The organism is Bacillus sp. Marseille-Q1617, from assembly GCF_903645295.1.
Taxonomy (GTDB): Bacteria; Bacillota; Bacilli; order Bacillales; family Bacillaceae_B; genus Rossellomorea.
This window is the reverse complement of the sequence record NZ_CAHJXM010000001.1, coordinates 1,519,652-1,540,044: the sequence shown is the minus strand read 5'-3', so window position 1 is coordinate 1,540,044 and position 20,393 is coordinate 1,519,652. Positions and strand designations below refer to the sequence as shown.

The window sequence follows — 20,393 nt, the reverse complement described above, 5'->3', positions numbered from 1 at the left end:
TAACTAATCCCCTATTAATCTTGAACTTTCAGACCCATCAGGTATTCTGCAAGAGCATCCATTTCTTCGTCTGATAACTCTCCATATGTACCTGTCATTTTGTTTCCTGGCTTATACTGTTCTGGGTCTTCGAGCCAGTTCTTCAGTTCTTCTTCATTGTGTTCCAGAATTCCGGCGATTCGGTTACGTTCTCCAAACGTTGCCAAGTTAGGAGCAAGACGAGCTGATTCCGGACGGCCATCTTCTGGTGATACAGCATGACAGCTTAAGCATTTTTGGTTGAAGATTTCTTGTCCTTGTTGAGCTAAATCAGAAGTCGGTTTAGGTTCTCCTGCATTTTGCATATCATCTACCCATGAATCAAATTCATCCTGTGGCAATGCTTTTACTTTAAAGTCCATTAAAGCGTGTGAAGGACCGCAAAGCTCAGCACATTTACCATAGAATACCCCACCGGCTTCTTCTGTTTTTTGTCCATCAAATTCAAGGAAGAACGTGTTGACACCATCTACGTTGGTATCGATCTTCCCTCCTGCAGAAGGAATCCAGAATGAGTGTTTAACATCTGAAGCTGTAACATTGAAGTAAACCTTCTTATCTGTTGGAACAACTAAATCTTGAGATGTGATAATTTTTTGATCTGGATATTCGAACTCCCACCAGTAAAGGTTAGCTCGAACGTTTACAACCAGAGCATCACGATTGCCTTCGGCGTCTTTTTTGTCCATTGCTTTGGTGTCAGCAAGCTGGAATGTTGCAGTGACAGTTGGCACTGCCAGGATAAGCAGAAGGATAATTGGAATAACTGTCCAGAGTATCTCTAATGTGTGGCTTCCTTCTACTTGCTTTGGAATTGTAGTGTCTCCTTTTTTTCTGCGGAAACGAATAATCGCAACTGTGTAGATGATTACTACTACAATAATAACCAATACCATTATTAACGTAGCCAGAATCATAAGATCGTATTGTGTCTGTGCTACTTCCCCCGCCGGCTGCAGTGTCGAGATGAACGGCTCACCGCAACCAGAAAGAATAAGTGCCATCATGGCTACAATGGAGAATAAGCGCCACTTAGTTAGCCTTGCTTTCATAGCTTAATCAAACCCCTCTTTCGTGTAATGTACTTCCTGAAATAAAACAAGGACTCAAAAAATATCTATTTGGATTTCTTATCAGAAAGAATTCCCACTAATCTTATATAACTGTAACGATTACCATCGCTACAAACAAGATAGTCAAATAATTAAGTGAATATACAAACATCAATTTAGACCACTTGATGTCATCCTTCATTTTATAGCCTGCAAGGCCAAGTGCCAGCCAGCCAATGTTGAAAGCTGTTGCAAGAATGAAGAAAAACATGCCTAGGTCCATTAGAAAGAAAGGAAGCGGCAGTAAGGCAGCCACCCATGCAACAATATGGTGCTTAGTAACAGCGAAACCTTTTACCACAGGCAGCATAGGAACACCTGCTGCTCTGTATTCTTCCACCCGTTTCATCGCCAGCGCATAGAAATGAGGCGGCTGCCAGATAAACATCATCAAGAATAGCATCCAGGCGATAATGTCAAGATTTGCATCAACAGCTGCCCATCCAATCAATGGAGGAACCGCACCTGAAATGCTTCCTACAACCGTGTTGCTTACATATTTTCTTTTTGACCACATTGTATATAATACAACGTAACTAAAAACTCCGATTATCCCTATAACACCTGCAGTCACGGTAGTCATAAACAGCATAATGATTCCGAATGCAATCATCAGAAGCCCCAGTAACGAAGCTTTTGTACCATTTATCTTGCCCGTAACAGTAGGGCGTTCCTTTGTACGTTCCATCAGGTGATCGATGTCTCGGTCATAAACATTATTGATCACACATGATCCCGCAATGATAAGGGAGGAACCTACTAAAGTAAGAAACATGATATCAAGAGAATTCAGAAAGTGTGTATTAGTAAAATAAAATGCTAACCACATTCCGGTAAAGGTAGTGATCAGATTAGAATTAACAATTCCGACTTTGATTAAAGCCAAGAAATCTTTCCACACAGTGGATGTGGGGATCTTAGCTTCTTCAACATTTGCCATTAATCGACTGTTTGACATTTTTACCCCTCCTCACATTAAAACCAAACAGAGGCAGATGATACCCCTTACTACTATAAAGTAAATGAACTACCATTTCTATATCGAATTGAAATTTTTAGCAAAGATAAGAAATAGTAAATACTCCATCAATATTATATTAAACCATATATTTTTTCCTTTTTGTGATAGAAAAAAATAATATTGTGAAGAAATTGTGAAGAACGGAAACAATAAGGCTTCATGTACTTTCAAGGGGTAATGGTTTTATCATATCATACTTTGAAGATAAGCGCTTACACAATTACAGCAGGTATATTTAGGAGATTTCTACTATGAAATAGTCTTCCCTGCTTTATCTTGAGTAATGCTCAATATTCTGTAACATTTTATATGTTGAGTTTTGGACTTAATTTCGTTATTATCGTAAAGGCAACAAACTATTTTTCTACTATATTTTTTAGTCCCATATTAATAAAGTCTTTATCTAAGAAGGTGAATAGATTGCATAAAGGATTAAAGTGGCTTGCCGTCATCACGACATTGGGCATGCTATTTGTACTATTAGGTGGAGCCTTAGTGACCAAAACGGAATCAGGAATGGGCTGCGGGCGTTCTTGGCCGTTATGCAACGGACAACTGATCCCTACAAACATAACAGTGGAGCTTGTAATCGAATTGGCTCACAGGGTAGTCTCCGGTGGAGTGGGGCTTTTGGTGCTTGCCTTGTCAGTGTGGTCTTGGAAAGCCATAGGATATAAACGTGAAACGAAATTTCTATCGGCCCTGTCATTCTTTTTCTTGCTGCTGCAAGGTTTGATAGGGGCAGCTGCAGTTATCTGGGGACAATCCGATTTTGTACTCGCATTGCATTTCGGGATTTCCTTGATATCTTTCGCTGCAATTTTACTATTGACTCTACTTATTTTTGAGGTTGACCAAAAATTTGAAGCAAGTTCGCTTGTTATCGACAAGCGGATGAGATTTCATATGATTGGGGTAACATTATACAGTTACATTGTCGTGTATACGGGGGCTCTCGTCAGACATACAAATTCAAGTCTGGTGTGTAAAGATTGGCCGCTTTGTGTGAATTCGAGTCCCTCTCTCCCTGCAAATATGTATGAATGGATTCAGATGGGACATCGATTTGCAGCAGGACTGATCTTTTTATGGATAGCTTACATCACGTATATCGCCATCAAGGAACACAAACATCAAAAAGTGATCTATTATGGCTGGATCATTGCATTCACGCTTGTCTCATTGCAGGTAATCTCCGGGGCTTTGGTCGTCTTCACACGTTTAAACTTAGGAATTGCCCTGCTTCATGCCCTGATCATCTCCTGTCTGTTCGGATTGTTATGTTACTTTATCCTTCTCGCTTCAAGAAGTAAATTGAAGAAGGACATATAAAAAAGGGTGCCGGTTTCAAACCGGCACCCTTTTTATTATTGTTATATGTTATGATTTTTGCATTTCGATTAATAAGTCTCCAGGGCTGATTGCATCTCCGCTCGTCACGTAAATGTCTTTTACCGTTCCGGAGAATGGCGCTTGAACGGTGGTTTCCATTTTCATGGCTTCTGTGATCATCAAGTGATCTCCTTTTTCCACCTTCTCCCCTTTCTCGACTATCACTTTAATGACTGTACCAGGCATAGAGGCGCCGATATGTGTTTCATCTTTTGAATCTACTTTTCTTTTCGAAGCCACCGTGGATTTAATATTTTCATCTTTAATCACAATCTCACGAGGCTGGCCGTTTAACTCAAAATAAACGATCCTTGTACCGTCTGCCTGCGCTTGGCCGATCGATACCAATTTAACGATCAGTGTTTTTCCAGTTTCAATCTCAACCTCGATCTCTTCTCCAAGCCTCATCCCGAACAGGAATGTCGGCGTGTCCAATACGGAAATATCGCCAAACTGTTCAAGTGTTTGAGCATATTCAGAAAATACCTTCGGATATAAAGCATATCCAAGAGCATCAAAGCTCGTCACCGGACGGTTAAGCTGTTCGTACAGCTTTTCTTTCAGTTTTGTAAAGTCCACATCATCCAATAGTTCCCCAGGTCGAACTGTTAAAGGATTTCTTCCTTTCAGAATGACTTTTTGCAGCTCTTCCGGGAATCCGCCATGCGGTTGTCCCAGGTACCCTTCAAATAATTCCACGACCGAATCAGGGAAGTCTATCTTTTCACCTTTTTCAATGACATCTTGTTCTGACAGATCATTCTGGACCATAAACAGTGCCATATCCCCTACGACCTTAGAGGAAGGAGTAACCTTGACAATATCACCAAATAGATGGTTGACCCTTGCATACATTTCTTTTACTTCTTCCCATCTATCACCCAGACCGACAGCTTTTGCCTGCTGCTGAAGGTTACTGTATTGGCCTCCAGGCATTTCATGTTTGTATACTTCAGGGTGAGGCGACATCATTCCGCTTTCGAAATCAGTGTAGTATTTACGCACATCTTCCCAATAGTGGGACAGTGATTCAAGAGAATCAATATTTACTTCAGGCTCTCTTTCAGTCCCCTTCAACGCATAATACAATGTATTTGCACTTGGCTGCGAAGTCAGACCTGACATCGTGCTGAGGGCAGTATCCACAATATCGACTCCTGCATCTATCGCCCTTGCATATGTGTAGATCCCATTTCCGCTAGTATCATGTGTATGAAGATGAATAGGAAGATTGACGGAATCTTTAAGTTCAGAGATTAGCCTGTAGGCAGACTGCGGCTTCAAGAGTCCGGCCATATCTTTTATGGCAAGTATATGTGCACCGCTTGCTTCAAGCTCTTTTGCGAGATTCTTGTAATAATCAATATCGTATTTGGTACGCGTCGGATCCTCGATATCACCTGTATAACAAATGGCTGCTTCTGCGACCTTTCCGCTTTGTCTAACGGCATCTATCGCGACTTCCATCCCTTTGACCCAGTTCAGGCTGTCGAAAATCCTGAATACATCTATTCCTGCAAATGCAGATTTCTCAACAAATTCCTTGATGACATTATCAGGGTAATTCTTGTATCCTACCGCATTCGAAGCCCTTAACAGCATTTGGAACAACACATTTGGGATTCTCTCCCTTAATGTCAATAAACGGTTCCAAGGGTCTTCCTTCAAGAAGCGGTAGGCCACATCAAATGTAGCACCACCCCACATCTCAAGGGAAAACATATCCGGCAGGAGCTTCGATGTCGGTTCTGCAATCTGCTTAAGATCATTCGTTCTGACACGTGTCGCGAGCAGGGACTGGTGAGCATCGCGGAATGTCGTATCTGTCAACAAAACAGATTTTTGATCGTTTACCCAGTTTACTAAACCTTCAGCACCGTGTTGATCAAGGATTTGTTTAGTCCCAGGTTTTACTGGATTGGACAAATCGATCACAGGTGTCCTGGGTTTGGAAAATACCGGCTTTTTCTTCTTTTCGACACCCGGGAAACCATTTACCGTCACATTGCCGATGTACGAAAGCATTTTAGTACCTCGGTCTTTTCGTTTAGGAAAAATGAATAACTCAGGTGTAGTATCGATGAATGAAGTATCATACTCCCCTGTAATAAACTTTTCATGTTTTACGACATTTTCCAAGAAAGGAATATTGGTCTTGATTCCACGAATTCTAAATTCTTGAAGATTTCTGACCATTTTGGATGCAGCTTGTTCGAAAGTCAGCGCCCACGTCGAGAGTTTTACAAGCAAGGAGTCATAATACGGTGTAACAACCGCTCCCTGATATCCATTTCCGGCGTCAAGACGTACACCGAATCCTCCCCCGGAACGGTAGGCCATGATCTTCCCTGTATCAGGCATGAAGTTATTTAGCGGGTCCTCAGTCGTTACCCTCGACTGAATGGCGAACCCGTTCAGCTTCACATCTTCCTGCAAAGGGATCCCCACTTTACTGCTGTGCAGGCCGTGCCCTTCAGCTATCAACAGCTGTGATTGAACGATATCCACACCTGTCACCATTTCAGTGATGGTATGCTCAACCTGCACACGCGGGTTGACTTCTATGAAAAAGAATTCATTGTTTGCCACTAAAAACTCCACGGTTCCCGCATTCACATATTTTACGTTGTCCATCAGGCGTACCGCCGCCTCACAAATATCCTCTCTCAATTTATCCGGAAGGGATACTGATGGAGCGATTTCGACTACCTTCTGGTGACGTCTCTGGATGGAGCAATCACGTTCGTAAAGATGCACAATATTACCCTCGGCATCCCCAAGGATCTGTACCTCTATATGTTTTGGGTTTTCCACAAATTTTTCTACATAGATTTCGTCGTTGCCAAACGCCGCTTTAGCTTCTGACTTTGCGCGCTCATACGCTTCCTTAAGACTTTCAAGGTTTCTGACGATCCGCATTCCTCGTCCGCCTCCGCCAAGGGAAGCTTTGATGATGATCGGAAAACCGGCTTCCTTCCCGAAGCTGATTACTTCTTCAAGGGTCGTCACTGGTCCGTCACTGCCTGGAATGACAGGGATATTCGCAAGCTGGGCTTGTTTACGTGCTTTAACCTTATCCCCAAACATATCCAAATGAGTTGAATGAGGACCAACGAAGGTGATTCCCTCTTCTTCGCATCTTCTTGCGAAATGGATATTTTCAGACAAGAATCCATATCCAGGGTGAATGGCATCCACATCGGATTTCTTGGCTATTTTAATGATTCCTTCAATATCAAGATAAGCATCTATAGGTTTCTTGTTCTCACCGACTAAATATGCTTCATCCGCTTTATATCGATGATAAGAACCGGAATCTTCTTTACTGTAGACAGCAACAGTTCTGATATTCAGTTCCGTACATGCACGGAATACGCGGATGGCAATCTCTCCGCGGTTTGCGACTAATACTTTTTGAATTTTCTTCAATACGATCTCTCCTTTAAGTTAGTTCATGATTGAAAATCTTTCATTACTAGTCTATTAAAAAAGGGCTGACCCGAAAGATGGATACTAGCGTATCTTAGGGGGCAGACCCTAGACATAGAGTGTTTTATCCTCTATTAGAGACCTACATTTTTACACCATATATTCTCCTGTTATTAGACATATTCTCCAAAGGTTCGCTATTTTCCTTCTTTGTTTTATATTTTTCTTCATATTTTACAAACATCGAGACATTTACAAGGACTCCCAACGATAAAGAAAGGACCAATAATGACGAACCGCCGTAACTGATGAAAGGCAGCGGAACCCCGGTAATAGGTATCAGCCCTGACACACCGCCGAGATTGATGAATGCCTGTATACCAATCATACTTGAAATTCCAATGGCAAGCATCGTCCCGAATGGGTCCTGGCATTTCACACCAATATAGATCCCTCTCAACACAATATAGGATAATCCGAGAATGACAAAGCTGACCCCGAAAACACCCAATTCCTCAGCAATGATCGCCATGATGAAGTCCGTCTGAGGTTCAGGGATATATCCGAGCTTCTGAATACTCTGGCCGAGACCAAGGCCCTGGACTCCACCCGAACCGATGGCAAGATAGGAGTTTACAAGTTGATATCCCTCACCCTGGGCATCCTTGAACGGAGACAGATAGGCTTCTATCCTGCTCAGCCTTTCCTCCGTAAAGATGAAACCCCTTGCCAAATAAATAAACGGCGAGATGATCACAAGTAACCCCGTTCCAATTCCGGCAAGTTTGAAGAAGGTACGGAAGTTAATTCCGGAGCACATGATGACGATGGCCCCGATCGCGAAAATGATTGCTGCTGTACCAAAATCCGGTTCGAGAAAAACAATAAAACATATAAATCCGAGAAAAATCAACGGAGGAGCAAGTCCGCGATTTAAATCATTGATGTATGCCTGTTTCTTTGAATATACTGAACCGAGATAAATGACCACGGCAAGCTTGGCAAATTCAGATGGCTGAATCCTCATGAACCCGAGATCAACCCAGCTTTTGGCATTATTAACTTCACTGCCTATAATATGTACAGAGATAAGCATTGCGATTATCAAGAACATAAGTCCTTTAATGATTTTACCTATTTGAAAGGCTTTGTAAGGAAACCATGCGGCTATTGTAAACGCAATAAATCCAATGACGACGTTAATCAGCTGTTTCTTATAAAAAAAGTCGCTTTCCAGATCAAATCGTTCAACAGCCATTACCATGCTTGCACTGTAGACCATGACCAATCCAAAAAAACACAGGAATATGTATACAGCTATTAGAGAATAGTCATAGGACTTCAATATCTTTTTAATCATGACAATTCAACCCTTTTTCTTATTTCATTTTCTTACTGGCAAATTATGTACCTCTACAAAAAAACTCAAACAACAGAGTGCAGTATTGTTTGAGTTGTCATGACTATTTTACTTTTTTGTGGACGCTTCATGAAGGGCAGAAAGTTCTCTTTCTAATGAATCAAGCAATTCCTTTCCATCTCCATCGTCCACCAGCCCTAATCGGACAGCAAATTCTATTTCACGGGATAATCCGAACATTTGGGTATCCAATACTTCCTCATAAAGAGGACATTGGGGCATCGTTAAATTATCCATTTGTACTTTAATTAGCTGTAATATCTTTTCAGCATCGGCCTTTAATAACTCATAGGCTTTCTCTCGATGATTAACTGTCATTTCTGACGCCACAGTGATCCCCCCATTCCGAACAAATAGCATTCCTGTCTTAAAATTTTATCGTTAAATTGCACAAATTGCAAGAACAATTAGCGTATTTATAAGGATTGAATTTGTGAAATGGGGATTGGCCAATCAATACCGGATACTTGATTACGTCTTAGAAAATACTCCATGAATACTTAGCGCTTAGGCCTTCAAGAAGTTTCACCCCCGCGATGCTGTTTCCCACTTCATCCAATGCAGGTCCGAATATCCCGATCCCGCACCGGCCGGGAACACTTCCCATGATCCCGCCTGACACCCCGCTCTTTGCAGGAATTCCCACTTTTATGGCAAATTCTCCGGAACTATTATACATGCCGCATGTCACCATAAAGGTCTTGCATATCCTTGCAACATCCCTGGTGATTAGCTGCTTTCCACTTTCTGGATCGAGACCGTCATTAGCAAAGACAGCACCTATCTTGGCTAAGTCCACACAATTCATCTCCACTGCACATTGCTTGGTATACAGGACTAATAGATCCTCTACATTTCCCGTTATGACTCCATGCTGTTTCATAAAATAGCATAACGAACGATTTAAGTTGGCCGTCTGTAATTCTGAATAGGCCACATCTTCATTATTTGTAACCTGCTGTCCAGTCAAATGGGAAATGAACTCTATCAGCCGTTCCCATTTTTCTACGACTGTGTCTCCATTAATCATATTCGTGACTGCCAAAGCACCTGCATTGATCATTGGATTAAGCGGTTTGGAAGGTTTATTTGTCTCAAGTTTGGCAATTGAATTAAAAGGGTCCCCTGTCGGCTCCATCCCAACTTTTGAAAACACTTCTTCTTCTCCGTTATCCATCAACACCAGGGCAAGTGTAATCACCTTCGAAATACTTTGAAGCGTAAATTTTTTCAAATGATCTCCTGCGTAATAAGACTCATTGTTGATTGAATAAATACATATTGCCAAGTCGTCCGGGTTTTGATCACTTAATGCAGGTATATAATCTGCAACCTTGCCATATGATGCAAATGATCTGGATATTTCAACTAATTCACCCAATAGGTTCTGATCTGACATTTTATCCTTCACCCTCCTCTATTCTCATTGATAAGTTTCCCTAATCTCATTAAATGAAAACAGTGAAAATGCTTACTTGAAATCATGTGACAAACTCTTCTGTAACCGATATACTAGAACTATTGAAAGGGAGGAATCTGTTGTGGAAAGCATCGTACCGATCAAAGGTAAAGTAAAGTTTGTCATCACGTTGGATTCCGGAGTATGGATATTTGATGACAGAAAGATTGATTTAAGCACATTTTTTGAAGAAGGAAGTATCATGAAGGACGAACTTGAAGAATATACAAAAGCCGTTTCCAAGCATTGGTCCCGTGAAATCCAGGAGGGTGCCACCTATCCTCCGACTTTAAAAACAGAAAAGAAGTTTGAAAAGGAAAGAGTCCTTAACGGGACTTTTGCCATGCCCCTCACTCCATTTCTGAAAAATGCGGAACCACTTGAAGATGCTTCGAAGATCATTATTGAAACAGCTGCTGAAGAGTACAGCTTCGATCTTGAAGAAGCAGATAACCTGCTATTGGGATTTTCGAAAAATGGGAAACCTCATAAGGAAGATGGTCCGATCCATATTCTCTTTAAGGACGGCTCAAACAAAGAAAACCCTATTACAGATGTTAAAGCTTTCCGTCTGGAATAATTAATATCCTTATTCATGCCATACATAAATGAAAAAACCGGTACAGGAACCCCTGCATCGGTTTTTTCATATGGTATAAATGTATTTATTTTCCAATCATTTATGATCAGGTCATTACAATAAATCGGCTGCAAGCTGGGCGAGACCAGAACGCTCACCCTTCATCAGTTTGACATGGCCGGCAATCGATTGATCTTTGAATTTTTCGACCACATACGTCAATCCATTATTATATTCATCAAGATAAGGGTGGTCGATTTGTGCGGGGTCCCCCATCAAGACGATTTTACTTCTTTCCCCCACCCGGGTTAAGATCGTTTTCACTTCATGCTTCGTAAGGTTCTGTGCCTCGTCAATGATAATGAACTGATCAGGTATACTTCTTCCCCTGATATAGGTAAGGGCTTCTACTTCAATGGATGCCATCCCTGCTAGAATATCGTCCAGTTCACCCGGTTTTTTTACATTAAACAGATATTCGAGGTTATCATAAATCGGCTGCATCCACGGTCTGAGCTTTTCTTGTTTCTCACCCGGCAGATAGCCAATATCTTTGCCTACCGGTACAATCGGACGAGCCACCAGGAGCTTGTTGAATTTGTGAAAATCCTCTGTCTGCAGAAGCCCAGCAGCGAGTGCCAGCAGCGTTTTGCCTGTCCCTGCTTTCCCGATCATCGTCACGAGTGAAATATCATCTCGAAGCAGAAGCTCAGTTGCCATTGTCTGCTGAACATTCCTTGCCTTTATCCCCCACATGTGGTCTTGATCATAAACTAACTTTTTCACTCTCGTCCCTGAACCATCCACCATCCCAAGGGCGGAAGCAGAGCTCCCCAATGCATCTTTCAAGATGATGAATTCATGTGAATAAAACCGTTGCTGTGTTATATCGGTAAGTGTCAATTCCCCTTTTTCATAAAATTTGTTCACTAACTCTTTATCAACGTACAACTCATTAAACCCTGTATATATGTCATTGACCTCTACTACCCGGTCACTCAAAAAGTCCTCAGCCTGTAATCCGAGAGCGTCGGCTTTCACCCTCACCAGAGTGTCCTTGCTTACCAAAATGACCGATTTCCCGTCCTCTTTGGCCTCTTCCTCCAAAGAAAGATTTTTTGCGACAGCTAAAATCCTATTATCATTTGTTTTCTCTACAAATATTTCTTGAAGTTCCTGAAAGGAACGGTGATTTAACTCAATCCTCAGAGAGCCTCCCGTATACAAAGGGATCTTTTCGTGGAGCTTTCCTTCTTGCCTTAAATTATCGATCAGTTTTGATACATGTCTAGCGTTTCGCCCGATTTCATCCATGTAACGCTTTTTGGAATCCACTTCTTCTAATACAACTGCTGGTATAACCACCTCATTGTCCTGAAACGAAAAGATGGCTTGTGGATCTTGTAATAAGACATTGGTATCTAATACATAAATTTTATTCAAATCGATGCCTCCTGCTCCTCATTTCTTATTACTATTGTATGTAGCCAAAGTTCATCCGGTTATTCCCAGCTACTCAAATAGGACGGCCCGTTTCTTAAAATATATGAATAAACGTATAAAGATAGAAGAAAATTACACAATAAGAAAAGATATTGAAATTAATTCGGGAGGTACTTACATGAATAAATCCATCTCTCTGCTCGTGATGGCCCTCATCCTCACTGCATGTGCCAATAACAATGAGGTAGGATACGAAAAGAATCCGAAATCTGACAACAATAAACCCATCACGGTCCAAGACAGTAATATCCAGCATGTTGAAAGAAAATCCGGTCAGCAGATTTCAAGACACCTCGTTAACTTGACTACAAGTGTACCGGACGTAAAAGACGCTACAGCAGTGGTAATAGGTAAATATGCGTTTGTAGGGATCGATATTGATTCCGATGTTGAACGCTCTCAAGTCGGTTCGATTAAATACTCCGTAGCAGAAGCTTTAAAAGATGATCCATACGGTGCACAGGCAGTGGTTATCGCCGACCCTGATGTCAATGCCCGTCTGAAAGAAATCAGTAAAGATATTCAGCGGGGAGAGCCTGTACAGGGGATCATGAACGAACTTTCAGATATTTCCGGAAGGCTCATGCCTGAGATCCCTCGCTCTCTTAAGCAGACCGACCCTGAGAAAGCACCGAAGGAACCGAAGAAAAAAATGAATCAAACAAAAGAAAATCAACTTAAGAAAGAACAAGAAGACCAAAGCAAACATCACATTGAGTGATTCGGCCATATAAAAAGCCATGAAAAAGCTGAAATCAGGCTTTTTTCATGGCTTCTATTACTTGCCGGTCTAAACGATCCGCTGCCGCTTTATCATATGTCTTTTCATATGAAGGTTCTGTTGCGATCTTAGAGCCGTAAAACATCACATCCCTCACCTCATTGATGACTAATTTGATCAGAGTAAGCTTAAGCGGTACCCCTTCAAGGTGTTTCTGCATGATGTCCGCCTTGCCGCTGATGGAATAGGTAGATTCATTCGCAATCAAATTTATGACTGCAAGCGGATTGTGCTTAATATTTTCAACGATTTTAGATTTTTGATTCACAGTGAAAAGCACCGTCTCCTCATCTTTGGCAAAGATCCACGAAACGGCATTGACATTTGGCCCCCCAGTTTCATGATCCACAGTGGACAGTGTAACGAAGCGTTCTGATTGAAGTTCTTCGAATAGTACCGGAATTAAGCCAGGTTCAACTTGATTAGCCATACAACCCCTCCTCCATGTTCTTCACTGCAATCTTACAATAATGTATAGGCATTTTTCTTCTTAAGCCTATACATATGACAATTCGTGAAGACATTTTAATTGTCCTTCTTTTTTATACGTTATCATTATACATCAATCCATGACTTAATAAAAAAATCGAAGCGAAAGTAAATTAAGGCGTTCGCCCATACTACATGATATACTGAAAAGAGTTATCTTATGAGAGAAAAGCAATGGGGTGTTATAATGCGTGTTAAATGTGCTTTATGTGAAGTAATAGAAAATATTGATGATTATTCTCTTCAAGCCAAAAGACTGAGAAACAGGCCGATCCACACCTACATGTGTGACCAATGTCACAAACGGATCACCAAAAAAACCGAAGAACGTGCCGCCACCGGCAACTTCAAACTATACCGTTCACCAAAAGTAGAAGATGACTTCTAAGGATTACACCAGAGGGATCGGAATCGGGATAGTTTCTGGAATCGTTCTTGGGATATTCCTTAAGTTCCTGGAGTCACTCACGGGTATTAAAGTTTATGTGCTTTTGCTGAATGTTGATTTCATCCCATATATAGGAGAAATCGATTGGTCAGAATGGGTTGAATACCTGTTCCATTTACTCATTTCATGTTTTATCGGGATAGTTTTTGTAATGTTGATTCAACTCTTCAACCTTTCAGGCAAGGCCGTATGGGGGTTGGCATTTGCCCTGACCGTGCCTGCGTTCCTTTTATACTTTCCGCTTTCATACCTTGCCATCAAAGAAGTACCTCCCCCACATGACCCTGCAGGGATACTTCTGTGGTTTAGCGGACATGTGGTATACGGGGTGTCCCTTCCTATTATCAATGATTTAATAAATAGGCTGACTTCCTGTAAAAGATTATGTTAAAAAAATAATATTGATTTGAGGGTGTTTCTAGCTGTTGGTTGGAGTGCAAGACGAAGACTCCTGCGGGAAAAGCGAGACTGGTGAGACCCCGCAGGAGCATAGCGACGAGGAGGCTCACCGACCGCCCGCGGAAAGCGAAGTCTTGCACGGAAACCCACAGCGGAGATTATAGAACCAAAAACAAAAAGCTGCAGTCTTTAAAGACCGCAGCTTTTTATTATACATTTCCTTTTTTCTTTTCATTATTCAGACGGACCTTATAGATGATCAATATAAGAGCCGCTACTACAAGACCCTCGGCAACCGGTAAAAATATCCCTAAAAATGTAAGAACCGTACATCCGACAATTAGGAATAGATAAATCACAATGGATTTACCCAATGGAAGCTTTTTGGCAAAACCAAGTTTATAAACTAAAATTGAGAGTCCTACAATGGTTAAGTAAAGAAGCCACATTCCCACTTCCGCATTTTGATCGACACGGTATAGGGATGCGAAAAAGGATAAACGCTCTGTTACATCCATCTCCTGCTCCCCCTTCTCTTAGTTTATTGTGATACCTTGCTCTTTTTTTCCGCTCTTTCACGTTCATTCTTGTCCAGAATTTTTTTGCGGAGACGAATTGATTCAGGTGTTACTTCACAATACTCGTCATCGTTCAGATATTCAAGGGATTCTTCCAGCGTCATGATTCTTGCCTTCTTAATCGTAACGGTCTGATCCTTGTTTGCAGAACGGACATTCGTCGCTTGTTTAACCTTCGTGATATTAACGGTAATATCATTTTCTCTTGTGTGCTCTCCAACGATCATACCGCCATATATTTCTGTACCTGCTTCAACGAAGATAATTCCGCGATCTTCTACTTGCATGATCCCGTATTGTGATGCCTTACCTGTTTCCATTGAAACCAATACACCTTGACGACGTCCACCGACACGGCCTTTTTGCAGCGGCTGGTAGCTGTCGAACGTGTGGTTGATGATACCATATCCACGTGTAAGGGTCATAAACTCTGTAGAATAACCGATTAAACCACGAGCAGGAACCATAAACATTAAACGTACTTGACCATTACCGTTGTTAACCATATCAAGCATTTCACCTTTACGCTGTCCAAGGGATTCAATAACTCCGCCCATATATTCTTCCGGTATATCAATTTGAACACGCTCTACAGGCTCGCTCTTCACACCGTCAACTTCTTTGATGATGACTTGTGGTTTAGATACTTGCAATTCGTACCCTTCACGACGCATGTTTTCAATCAAGATGGAGAGGTGAAGCTCACCACGTCCGGAAACCGTCCATGCATCAGGTGAATCTGTTGGTTCAACACGTAAACTTACATCTGTTTGGAGCTGAGCCAGCAATCTCTCTTCAATCTTTCTTGAAGTAACATATTTACCTTCTCTGCCGGCAAACGGACTGTTGTTCACAAGGAATGTCATCTGCAGTGTAGGCTCGTCTATACGCAGAACTGGCAGTTGGTCCTGATGTTCAACCGGACAAACCGTTTCACCGACGTTAATGTCTTCCATTCCGGATACTGCAATCAAATCTCCCGCTTTTGCTTCCTGAATTTCTTCACGTTTTAATCCGAAGAAACCGAAGATTTTCGTTACACGGAACTGTTTTACAGAACCATCAAGCTTCATCAGTGCAACTTGCTGACCAACCTTCATCGTCCCTCTGAACACCCGTCCGATTCCGATACGGCCGACATAATCATTGTAGTCAAGCAGTGCTACCTGGAATTGAAGCGGTTCTTCAGAATTATCGACTGGAGCAGGGATGTGCTCGATGATTGAATCATATAAACACTGCATGTTTTCATCTTGTTTTTCCGGATCTGGGTCTGTACTTGCTGTACCATTGATAGCAGAAGCATACACAACCGGGAATTCAAGCTGTTCATCATTGGCATCCAGTTCAATGAATAATTCTAATACTTCATCAATAACTTCTTCTGGACGGGCAGATGGCTTGTCAATTTTATTTACAACAACAATAGGTGTAAGATTTTGTTCAAGTGCTTTTTTTAGTACGAAACGAGTCTGAGGCATACAACCTTCATATGCGTCCACCACTAGTAAAACACCATCTACCATCTTCATGATACGTTCCACTTCGCCGCCGAAGTCTGCGTGCCCTGGTGTATCAAGAATGTTAATGCGTGAATCTTTATATTGAATCGCCGTATTTTTCGCTAAGATCGTAATACCGCGTTCCCTTTCCAAGTCATTTGAATCCATCGCACGTTCTGAAACCTGCTCATTTTCGCGGAAGATTCCAGATTGCTTTAAAAGCTCATCCACTAAAGTTGTTTTACCGTGGTCAACGTGAGCGATGATAGCAATATTTCTAAGATCATTTCTTAAGTTCATATTTCCACTCCTGAATATATTGGATTTCTTTCCTAGAAGGCTAAAGATAAGGATATTTCTGTTCAACTAGACCATTATAGCACAGCACACCCGAAAACCCCTAATAAATATTGTGCAATAGGAATGACGGATAGTAAAACTTTCCTATATGTGCTTCACACTCAAGACTTGTCAGGAAAGGGGCTTCTATACAAGAGACGCGGGCAAACGAATTTTCCATTGCACATTTTCCTTCATCTAGGTAGAATTTAAGTAAGCAGTTTCATTGGTGCTCGTGTTTATTTTTTCACATACCAAACAATGAATACATATTGCCGGAGGTGTTTACATGGGTAATATCAAATGGATCTTTGTACTGTTTTCCTTTTTGGCTGCCGTATCTCTGATGGGTATCGCCATTTCAATAAGTTTAGCAAGCCCATTGCTTGCAGCAGGAAGCACGGTTGTTCTCATCATTATCATGGGGTTCGGCTTTACAACGAAAAAGAGATACCGTGAAGAAGGAAAATTATAAAGATAAAGTAAAAAAGCTGAATGATGAGCTCATTCAGCTTTTTACGTTGGTCAAGATAATATCAGCTTTTAAGATATTCCGTCATAATGGTTTCATGCAGACCAGGCTTCCCTACAAATAAAGAACTCTTGTTTAACGGGTTAAGCTCTTTACCTTCCAAGTCAGTCACCACCCCGCCTACTTCTTCAATCAAGATCTTGCCTGCGGCGAAATCCCAAGGGGCTAACCTCATACTGATATAAGCATCCAATCTGCCAGCGGCAATATAAGCCATTTCAATCGCAGCCGATCCATATGAACGGGTCCCTCTTACCTTTTGAACCAACGGCGCTAATACTGTTGGATCAATGCGCTTATTCGTTGTCATCCACTGAGCATTTAGTGCAATGACGGAATCTTCTACCGGAACCTCGTTAAGCGCGGGAAGCTTCACGTCGTTCATGTAGGCCCCGCTGCCTCGCTCTGCATGATAGAGTTCATCATGAACCACATCATAAATATATCCCAGTACACCTGTCTGATTCTCATAAATGCCTATGGAGATGGCAAAGTTTCTTTGCTGGTGAACAAAATTCATCGTCCCGTCTATCGGGTCGATAATCCATGTAACTCCCGATAATTCCTTCAGTTCATCTCCAAATCCTTCTTCACCCAGTATTTTATGATCTTTATATGTATTCCGAATTTTTTCAATAAAATAGCGCTCTGTCGATTCATCCATGTCCGTCACCAAATCATTGCGATTGGATTTAGTTTTAATATTCAATTCAGCTTTAAAGGATTCGCGGATCGTCTTCCCTGCTTCCATGATCCATTCTCTAACATTCTGGTCTATTTCCTTCCAATTTGTCACACTATTGACCTCCAATACTAAGTGAAAACATTCTGAAGTGATCATTTTCAATCCTTATTTTTACCCTATTACTGCTTTTTGATGAATGATCTCTGATGTTCCTTTAGCTCCTTAGCTTAATGGAAAAAAAGGCAGGATTCAAGTTTTTCAATCTTTATTTATGAACTGACAAAAAAGCGAACTCTTCTTATGTAAATAGGAGTTCGCCTTCAAACGTTCAATACTGATCCTTCCATCATTTACTTTATACCCTCTCTAAGGATTAAAGCTTTATAAAGCTTTCATTTTTATTAACTCTTCTCGAATATTCATTAGCTTTTCTTTTGACTTTGTCTGGTTTTCTTTGTTTTTTGTTTGGATAGCTTCGAACAATACAGCTAGTTCATAATCCATTTCGAGTCTTAATACATTTAAACGCTGCTGCTGGACATCACGTTTTTTTGACGTGTTCATTACTTGTTTCAAGGTCATGCACCCCTTCCGTGTTTTTCGATTTATCTGATTGTTCTGATAATATTTAATACATATTATGAAATTTCATCTCATCTTGTAACTAAAATGTGCAGACACCCAATGAAAAGCTCATTACTACATTTAATCCATTTCCTTGTGTTAAAATATGACCATTAGATAAGGAGGCTGCAAAATGAAGTTCAATGGATTTAGTGACAAAGACTTTGATGTGTTTACAATTAATGGATTAGAAAATAGAATGGAAGCCATTCAACAGCATATACGCCCTAAACTTGAGTATTTAGGTGAATACTTCTCACCAGCTCTCAGCACGTTGACCGGAGATGAAATGTTTTATCATGTAGCCAAGCACGCACGCCGATCTGTAAACCCGCCAGATGATACCTGGGTGGCCTTCGCCAATAATAAACGCGGCTATAAGAAACACCCTCACTTTCAAATAGGCTTATGGAAAACCCATCTATTCATCTGGTTCGCGATGATTTATGAAGCTCCACACAAAGCAGAATTCGGTAAAAAAGTTGAAGAAAATGCTGATAAGATAAGAGAGATTATTCCTCCTGAGTTTGTATGGTCAGGCGATCATACAAAGCCGGAAGCTGAATCATTTTCTTCTATGTCCCGGGACGAATTCCTGGCATTAAGTGAAAGAGTACAAAAAGTAAAGAAAGCTGAGCTTCTGTGCGGTCTTCACTTGGATCGGAAAACAGTGACTGAACTAAGCGGTGATGAGCTGATCAATAAAGTTGATAGTGCCTTTGAAACACTTTTACCCCTTTATAAAATGAACTAAACCATCTTAGTATGTTTTAAAAAAACGACAGCCATCTGGCTGTCGTTTTTTACTACATGGTGATCAAGACTGTTTCATCACCGGCTTCTTTCATTTTTTTCACTACATGATAAAAAGAGTATCCGCTCGATTCTTCAAATTCATTGCAGATTTTTTTCTCCTCCGATTTACTCGGGACAATCTCTTTGAATTTACGGTAACGAGCCATCATATCCTCTTTTTTAATTCCTTTTTCATACGCTTTTTCAACTGCTTCGAAGAAAGAAATGACATCAATCACTTCCTCAGTCGTCCAATCTATAGATAATGGATATTGATATTCCATTGAAGCAACACTCCTTGATTAATTCCATTTTCTGCGAATACTCTCTGCCTCGCTGACCATCCTCTTTATCAGGCAATCAACGGTTGGGATATCCGTGATCAAACCCATGACCTGGCCTGCCCATCCAAACCCCTCTTCACTTGAACCTTTATATATATAACGCTTATTAGCTTCCCCGCTGATCAGCATTTTTAATCCTTCATATCCTGATCCCGTTTGTTCTTCCTGAAGGATCTTTTCGGTCCAGTTATTAGAAATGGCCCTTGCCGGGGCACCGAGAGAACGTTTAATCACTACTGTATCATTCTCATTCCCCTCTAACAAGGCTCGTTTATATTCTTCTGATGCGTGTACACATTCCTTGGTAGCAATAAACCTGGTACCCATCTCAATCCCCTCAGCACCGAAGCTTAAAGCTGCCATCAGCCCTCTTCCATCACCTATGCCCCCTGAAGCAATGACTGGTATCGATACAGCATCGACTACACCTGGAATCAAAACGAACGTTCCAATATCATCTTTACCTAAATGACCTCCACCCTCATGACCGACCGCCATGACAACGTCCGCGCCAAGTTCCTCAGCTTTGATTGCCTGCCTTTTAGAAGCCACGAGCACCATTTTAATAATCCTTGTCCCTTCCAACTGCTTAAATAACGGTGCCGGGTTCCCTCCAGTAATCGAGACAATGGGAACATCCTCTTCAATTGCTGCCTCAACAAACTTTTCGAAGGGACGGCCATGCTGTCCAATGGCAAAGTTCACCCCAAAAGGCTTATCCGTCAACTTCTTCACTTTCCTGATTTCTTCCCGAAGCTCTTCAGGATGATCAAGGGACATTGCAGTGATTTGCCCCAGCCCCCCGGCATTTGATACTGCAGCTGCAAGTTCTGCATATGCCAGGTGAGCCAGCCCTCCCTGAATGATGGGATATTGAATGTTTAATAATTCGGTTACTCTAGTCGTCCAGTTCACTTTCACC

Annotated in this window: 20 protein-coding genes; 6 read left to right on the top strand and 14 right to left on the bottom strand. The window is 41.4% G+C overall.

Features of this window, described 5'->3' with window-relative positions:
• Positions 1–14 precede the first annotated feature (14 nt).
• Both coxB and cyoE read right to left on the bottom strand, forming a co-directional pair.
• A complete protein-coding gene (coxB, locus tag HWX64_RS07670) occupies positions 15–1,091 on the bottom strand; it encodes a cytochrome c oxidase subunit II (protein ID WP_175988750.1) in 1,077 nt (358 codons plus the stop codon).
• Positions 1,092–1,194: 103 nt separating this feature from the next.
• A complete protein-coding gene (cyoE, locus tag HWX64_RS07665) occupies positions 1,195–2,109 on the bottom strand; it encodes a heme o synthase (protein ID WP_175988748.1) in 915 nt (304 codons plus the stop codon).
• Between the two features lie 483 nt (positions 2,110–2,592).
• Between cyoE and HWX64_RS07660 the strand changes: the two genes are divergently transcribed.
• Positions 2,593–3,504 carry a heme A synthase gene (locus tag HWX64_RS07660; RefSeq protein ID WP_175988746.1) on the top strand — a complete coding sequence of 304 codons (912 nt, stop codon included), beginning with the start codon at positions 2,593–2,595 and terminating at the stop codon, positions 3,502–3,504.
• A gap of 48 nt (positions 3,505–3,552) precedes the next feature.
• Here the strand turns inward: HWX64_RS07660 and pyc are convergent, their stop codons facing one another.
• From pyc to glsA, 4 genes are all read right to left on the bottom strand, one after another.
• Complete coding sequence (gene pyc / locus HWX64_RS07655) at positions 3,553–6,999, bottom strand: pyruvate carboxylase (RefSeq protein ID WP_175989678.1); 3,447 nt, start codon at positions 6,997–6,999, stop codon at positions 3,553–3,555.
• 136 nt (positions 7,000–7,135) lie between these two features.
• Complete coding sequence (locus HWX64_RS07650; protein WP_175988744.1) at positions 7,136–8,353, bottom strand: FtsW/RodA/SpoVE family cell cycle protein; 1,218 nt, start codon at positions 8,351–8,353, stop codon at positions 7,136–7,138.
• Positions 8,354–8,461: 108 nt separating this feature from the next.
• The gene (locus tag HWX64_RS07645; RefSeq protein ID WP_175988742.1) at positions 8,462–8,743 is read right to left on the bottom strand and encodes a YlaN family protein; all 282 of its coding nucleotides are present in this window, start codon (positions 8,741–8,743) and stop codon (positions 8,462–8,464) included.
• A 148-nt stretch (positions 8,744–8,891) separates the two neighbouring features.
• Entirely contained in the window at positions 8,892–9,812 is a 921-nt protein-coding gene (glsA, locus tag HWX64_RS07640; protein WP_175988740.1) for a glutaminase A, read from the bottom strand.
• A gap of 142 nt (positions 9,813–9,954) precedes the next feature.
• Between glsA and HWX64_RS07635 the strand changes: the two genes are divergently transcribed.
• The gene (locus tag HWX64_RS07635) at positions 9,955–10,452 is read left to right on the top strand and encodes a peptidyl-prolyl cis-trans isomerase (RefSeq protein WP_175988739.1); all 498 of its coding nucleotides are present in this window, start codon (positions 9,955–9,957) and stop codon (positions 10,450–10,452) included.
• A 114-nt stretch (positions 10,453–10,566) separates the two neighbouring features.
• On the opposite strand, the gene HWX64_RS07630 is transcribed toward HWX64_RS07635, so the two are convergent.
• The gene (locus HWX64_RS07630; RefSeq protein ID WP_175988737.1) at positions 10,567–11,895 is read right to left on the bottom strand and encodes a PhoH family protein; all 1,329 of its coding nucleotides are present in this window, start codon (positions 11,893–11,895) and stop codon (positions 10,567–10,569) included.
• A gap of 178 nt (positions 11,896–12,073) precedes the next feature.
• Here HWX64_RS07630 and HWX64_RS07625 point away from each other — a divergent pair, with 178 nt between their 5' ends.
• Positions 12,074–12,676: a YhcN/YlaJ family sporulation lipoprotein gene (locus HWX64_RS07625; RefSeq protein ID WP_175988735.1), complete on the top strand. Its 603-nt coding sequence runs from the start codon at positions 12,074–12,076 to the stop codon at positions 12,674–12,676.
• A gap of 34 nt (positions 12,677–12,710) precedes the next feature.
• On the opposite strand, the gene HWX64_RS07620 is transcribed toward HWX64_RS07625, so the two are convergent.
• On the bottom strand, positions 12,711–13,166 hold the full coding sequence (locus tag HWX64_RS07620) for a pyridoxamine 5'-phosphate oxidase family protein (protein WP_175988733.1): 456 nt from the start codon (positions 13,164–13,166) through the stop codon (positions 12,711–12,713).
• Between the two features lie 246 nt (positions 13,167–13,412).
• On the opposite strand from HWX64_RS07620, the gene HWX64_RS07615 reads away from it, so the two are divergent.
• Positions 13,413–13,613, top strand: a complete 201-nt coding sequence (locus HWX64_RS07615) for a YlaI family protein (RefSeq protein WP_175988731.1) — start codon at positions 13,413–13,415, stop codon at positions 13,611–13,613.
• 668 nt (positions 13,614–14,281) lie between these two features.
• Here HWX64_RS07615 and HWX64_RS07610 read toward each other — a convergent pair.
• The gene (locus HWX64_RS07610) at positions 14,282–14,590 is read right to left on the bottom strand and encodes a YlaH-like family protein (protein ID WP_175988729.1); all 309 of its coding nucleotides are present in this window, start codon (positions 14,588–14,590) and stop codon (positions 14,282–14,284) included.
• A gap of 23 nt (positions 14,591–14,613) precedes the next feature.
• Complete coding sequence (typA, locus tag HWX64_RS07605) at positions 14,614–16,452, bottom strand: translational GTPase TypA (RefSeq protein WP_175988727.1); 1,839 nt, start codon at positions 16,450–16,452, stop codon at positions 14,614–14,616.
• Between the two features lie 328 nt (positions 16,453–16,780).
• Here typA and HWX64_RS07600 point away from each other — a divergent pair, with 328 nt between their 5' ends.
• On the top strand, positions 16,781–16,966 hold the full coding sequence (locus tag HWX64_RS07600) for a YlaF family protein (protein ID WP_175988725.1): 186 nt from the start codon (positions 16,781–16,783) through the stop codon (positions 16,964–16,966).
• 61 nt (positions 16,967–17,027) lie between these two features.
• Here HWX64_RS07600 and HWX64_RS07595 read toward each other — a convergent pair whose 3' ends face one another.
• Both HWX64_RS07595 and HWX64_RS07590 read right to left on the bottom strand, forming a co-directional pair.
• Positions 17,028–17,819 (bottom strand): inositol monophosphatase family protein, encoded by a 792-nt coding sequence (locus HWX64_RS07595; protein WP_175988724.1) that lies wholly within the window; start codon positions 17,817–17,819, stop codon positions 17,028–17,030.
• A 270-nt stretch (positions 17,820–18,089) separates the two neighbouring features.
• Positions 18,090–18,290 carry a hypothetical protein gene (locus HWX64_RS07590; RefSeq protein ID WP_368495575.1) on the bottom strand — a complete coding sequence of 67 codons (201 nt, stop codon included), beginning with the start codon at positions 18,288–18,290 and terminating at the stop codon, positions 18,090–18,092.
• Positions 18,291–18,465: 175 nt separating this feature from the next.
• Here HWX64_RS07590 and HWX64_RS07585 point away from each other — a divergent pair, with 175 nt between their 5' ends.
• A complete protein-coding gene (locus tag HWX64_RS07585; protein ID WP_175988722.1) occupies positions 18,466–19,086 on the top strand; it encodes a YktB family protein in 621 nt (206 codons plus the stop codon).
• 52 nt (positions 19,087–19,138) lie between these two features.
• Here HWX64_RS07585 and HWX64_RS07580 read toward each other — a convergent pair whose 3' ends face one another.
• The gene (locus tag HWX64_RS07580) at positions 19,139–19,411 is read right to left on the bottom strand and encodes a UPF0223 family protein (RefSeq protein ID WP_175988720.1); all 273 of its coding nucleotides are present in this window, start codon (positions 19,409–19,411) and stop codon (positions 19,139–19,141) included.
• An 18-nt stretch (positions 19,412–19,429) separates the two neighbouring features.
• A complete protein-coding gene (locus tag HWX64_RS07575) occupies positions 19,430–20,392 on the bottom strand; it encodes a nitronate monooxygenase family protein (protein ID WP_303049466.1) in 963 nt (320 codons plus the stop codon).
• Position 20,393: the final 1 nt, after the last annotated feature.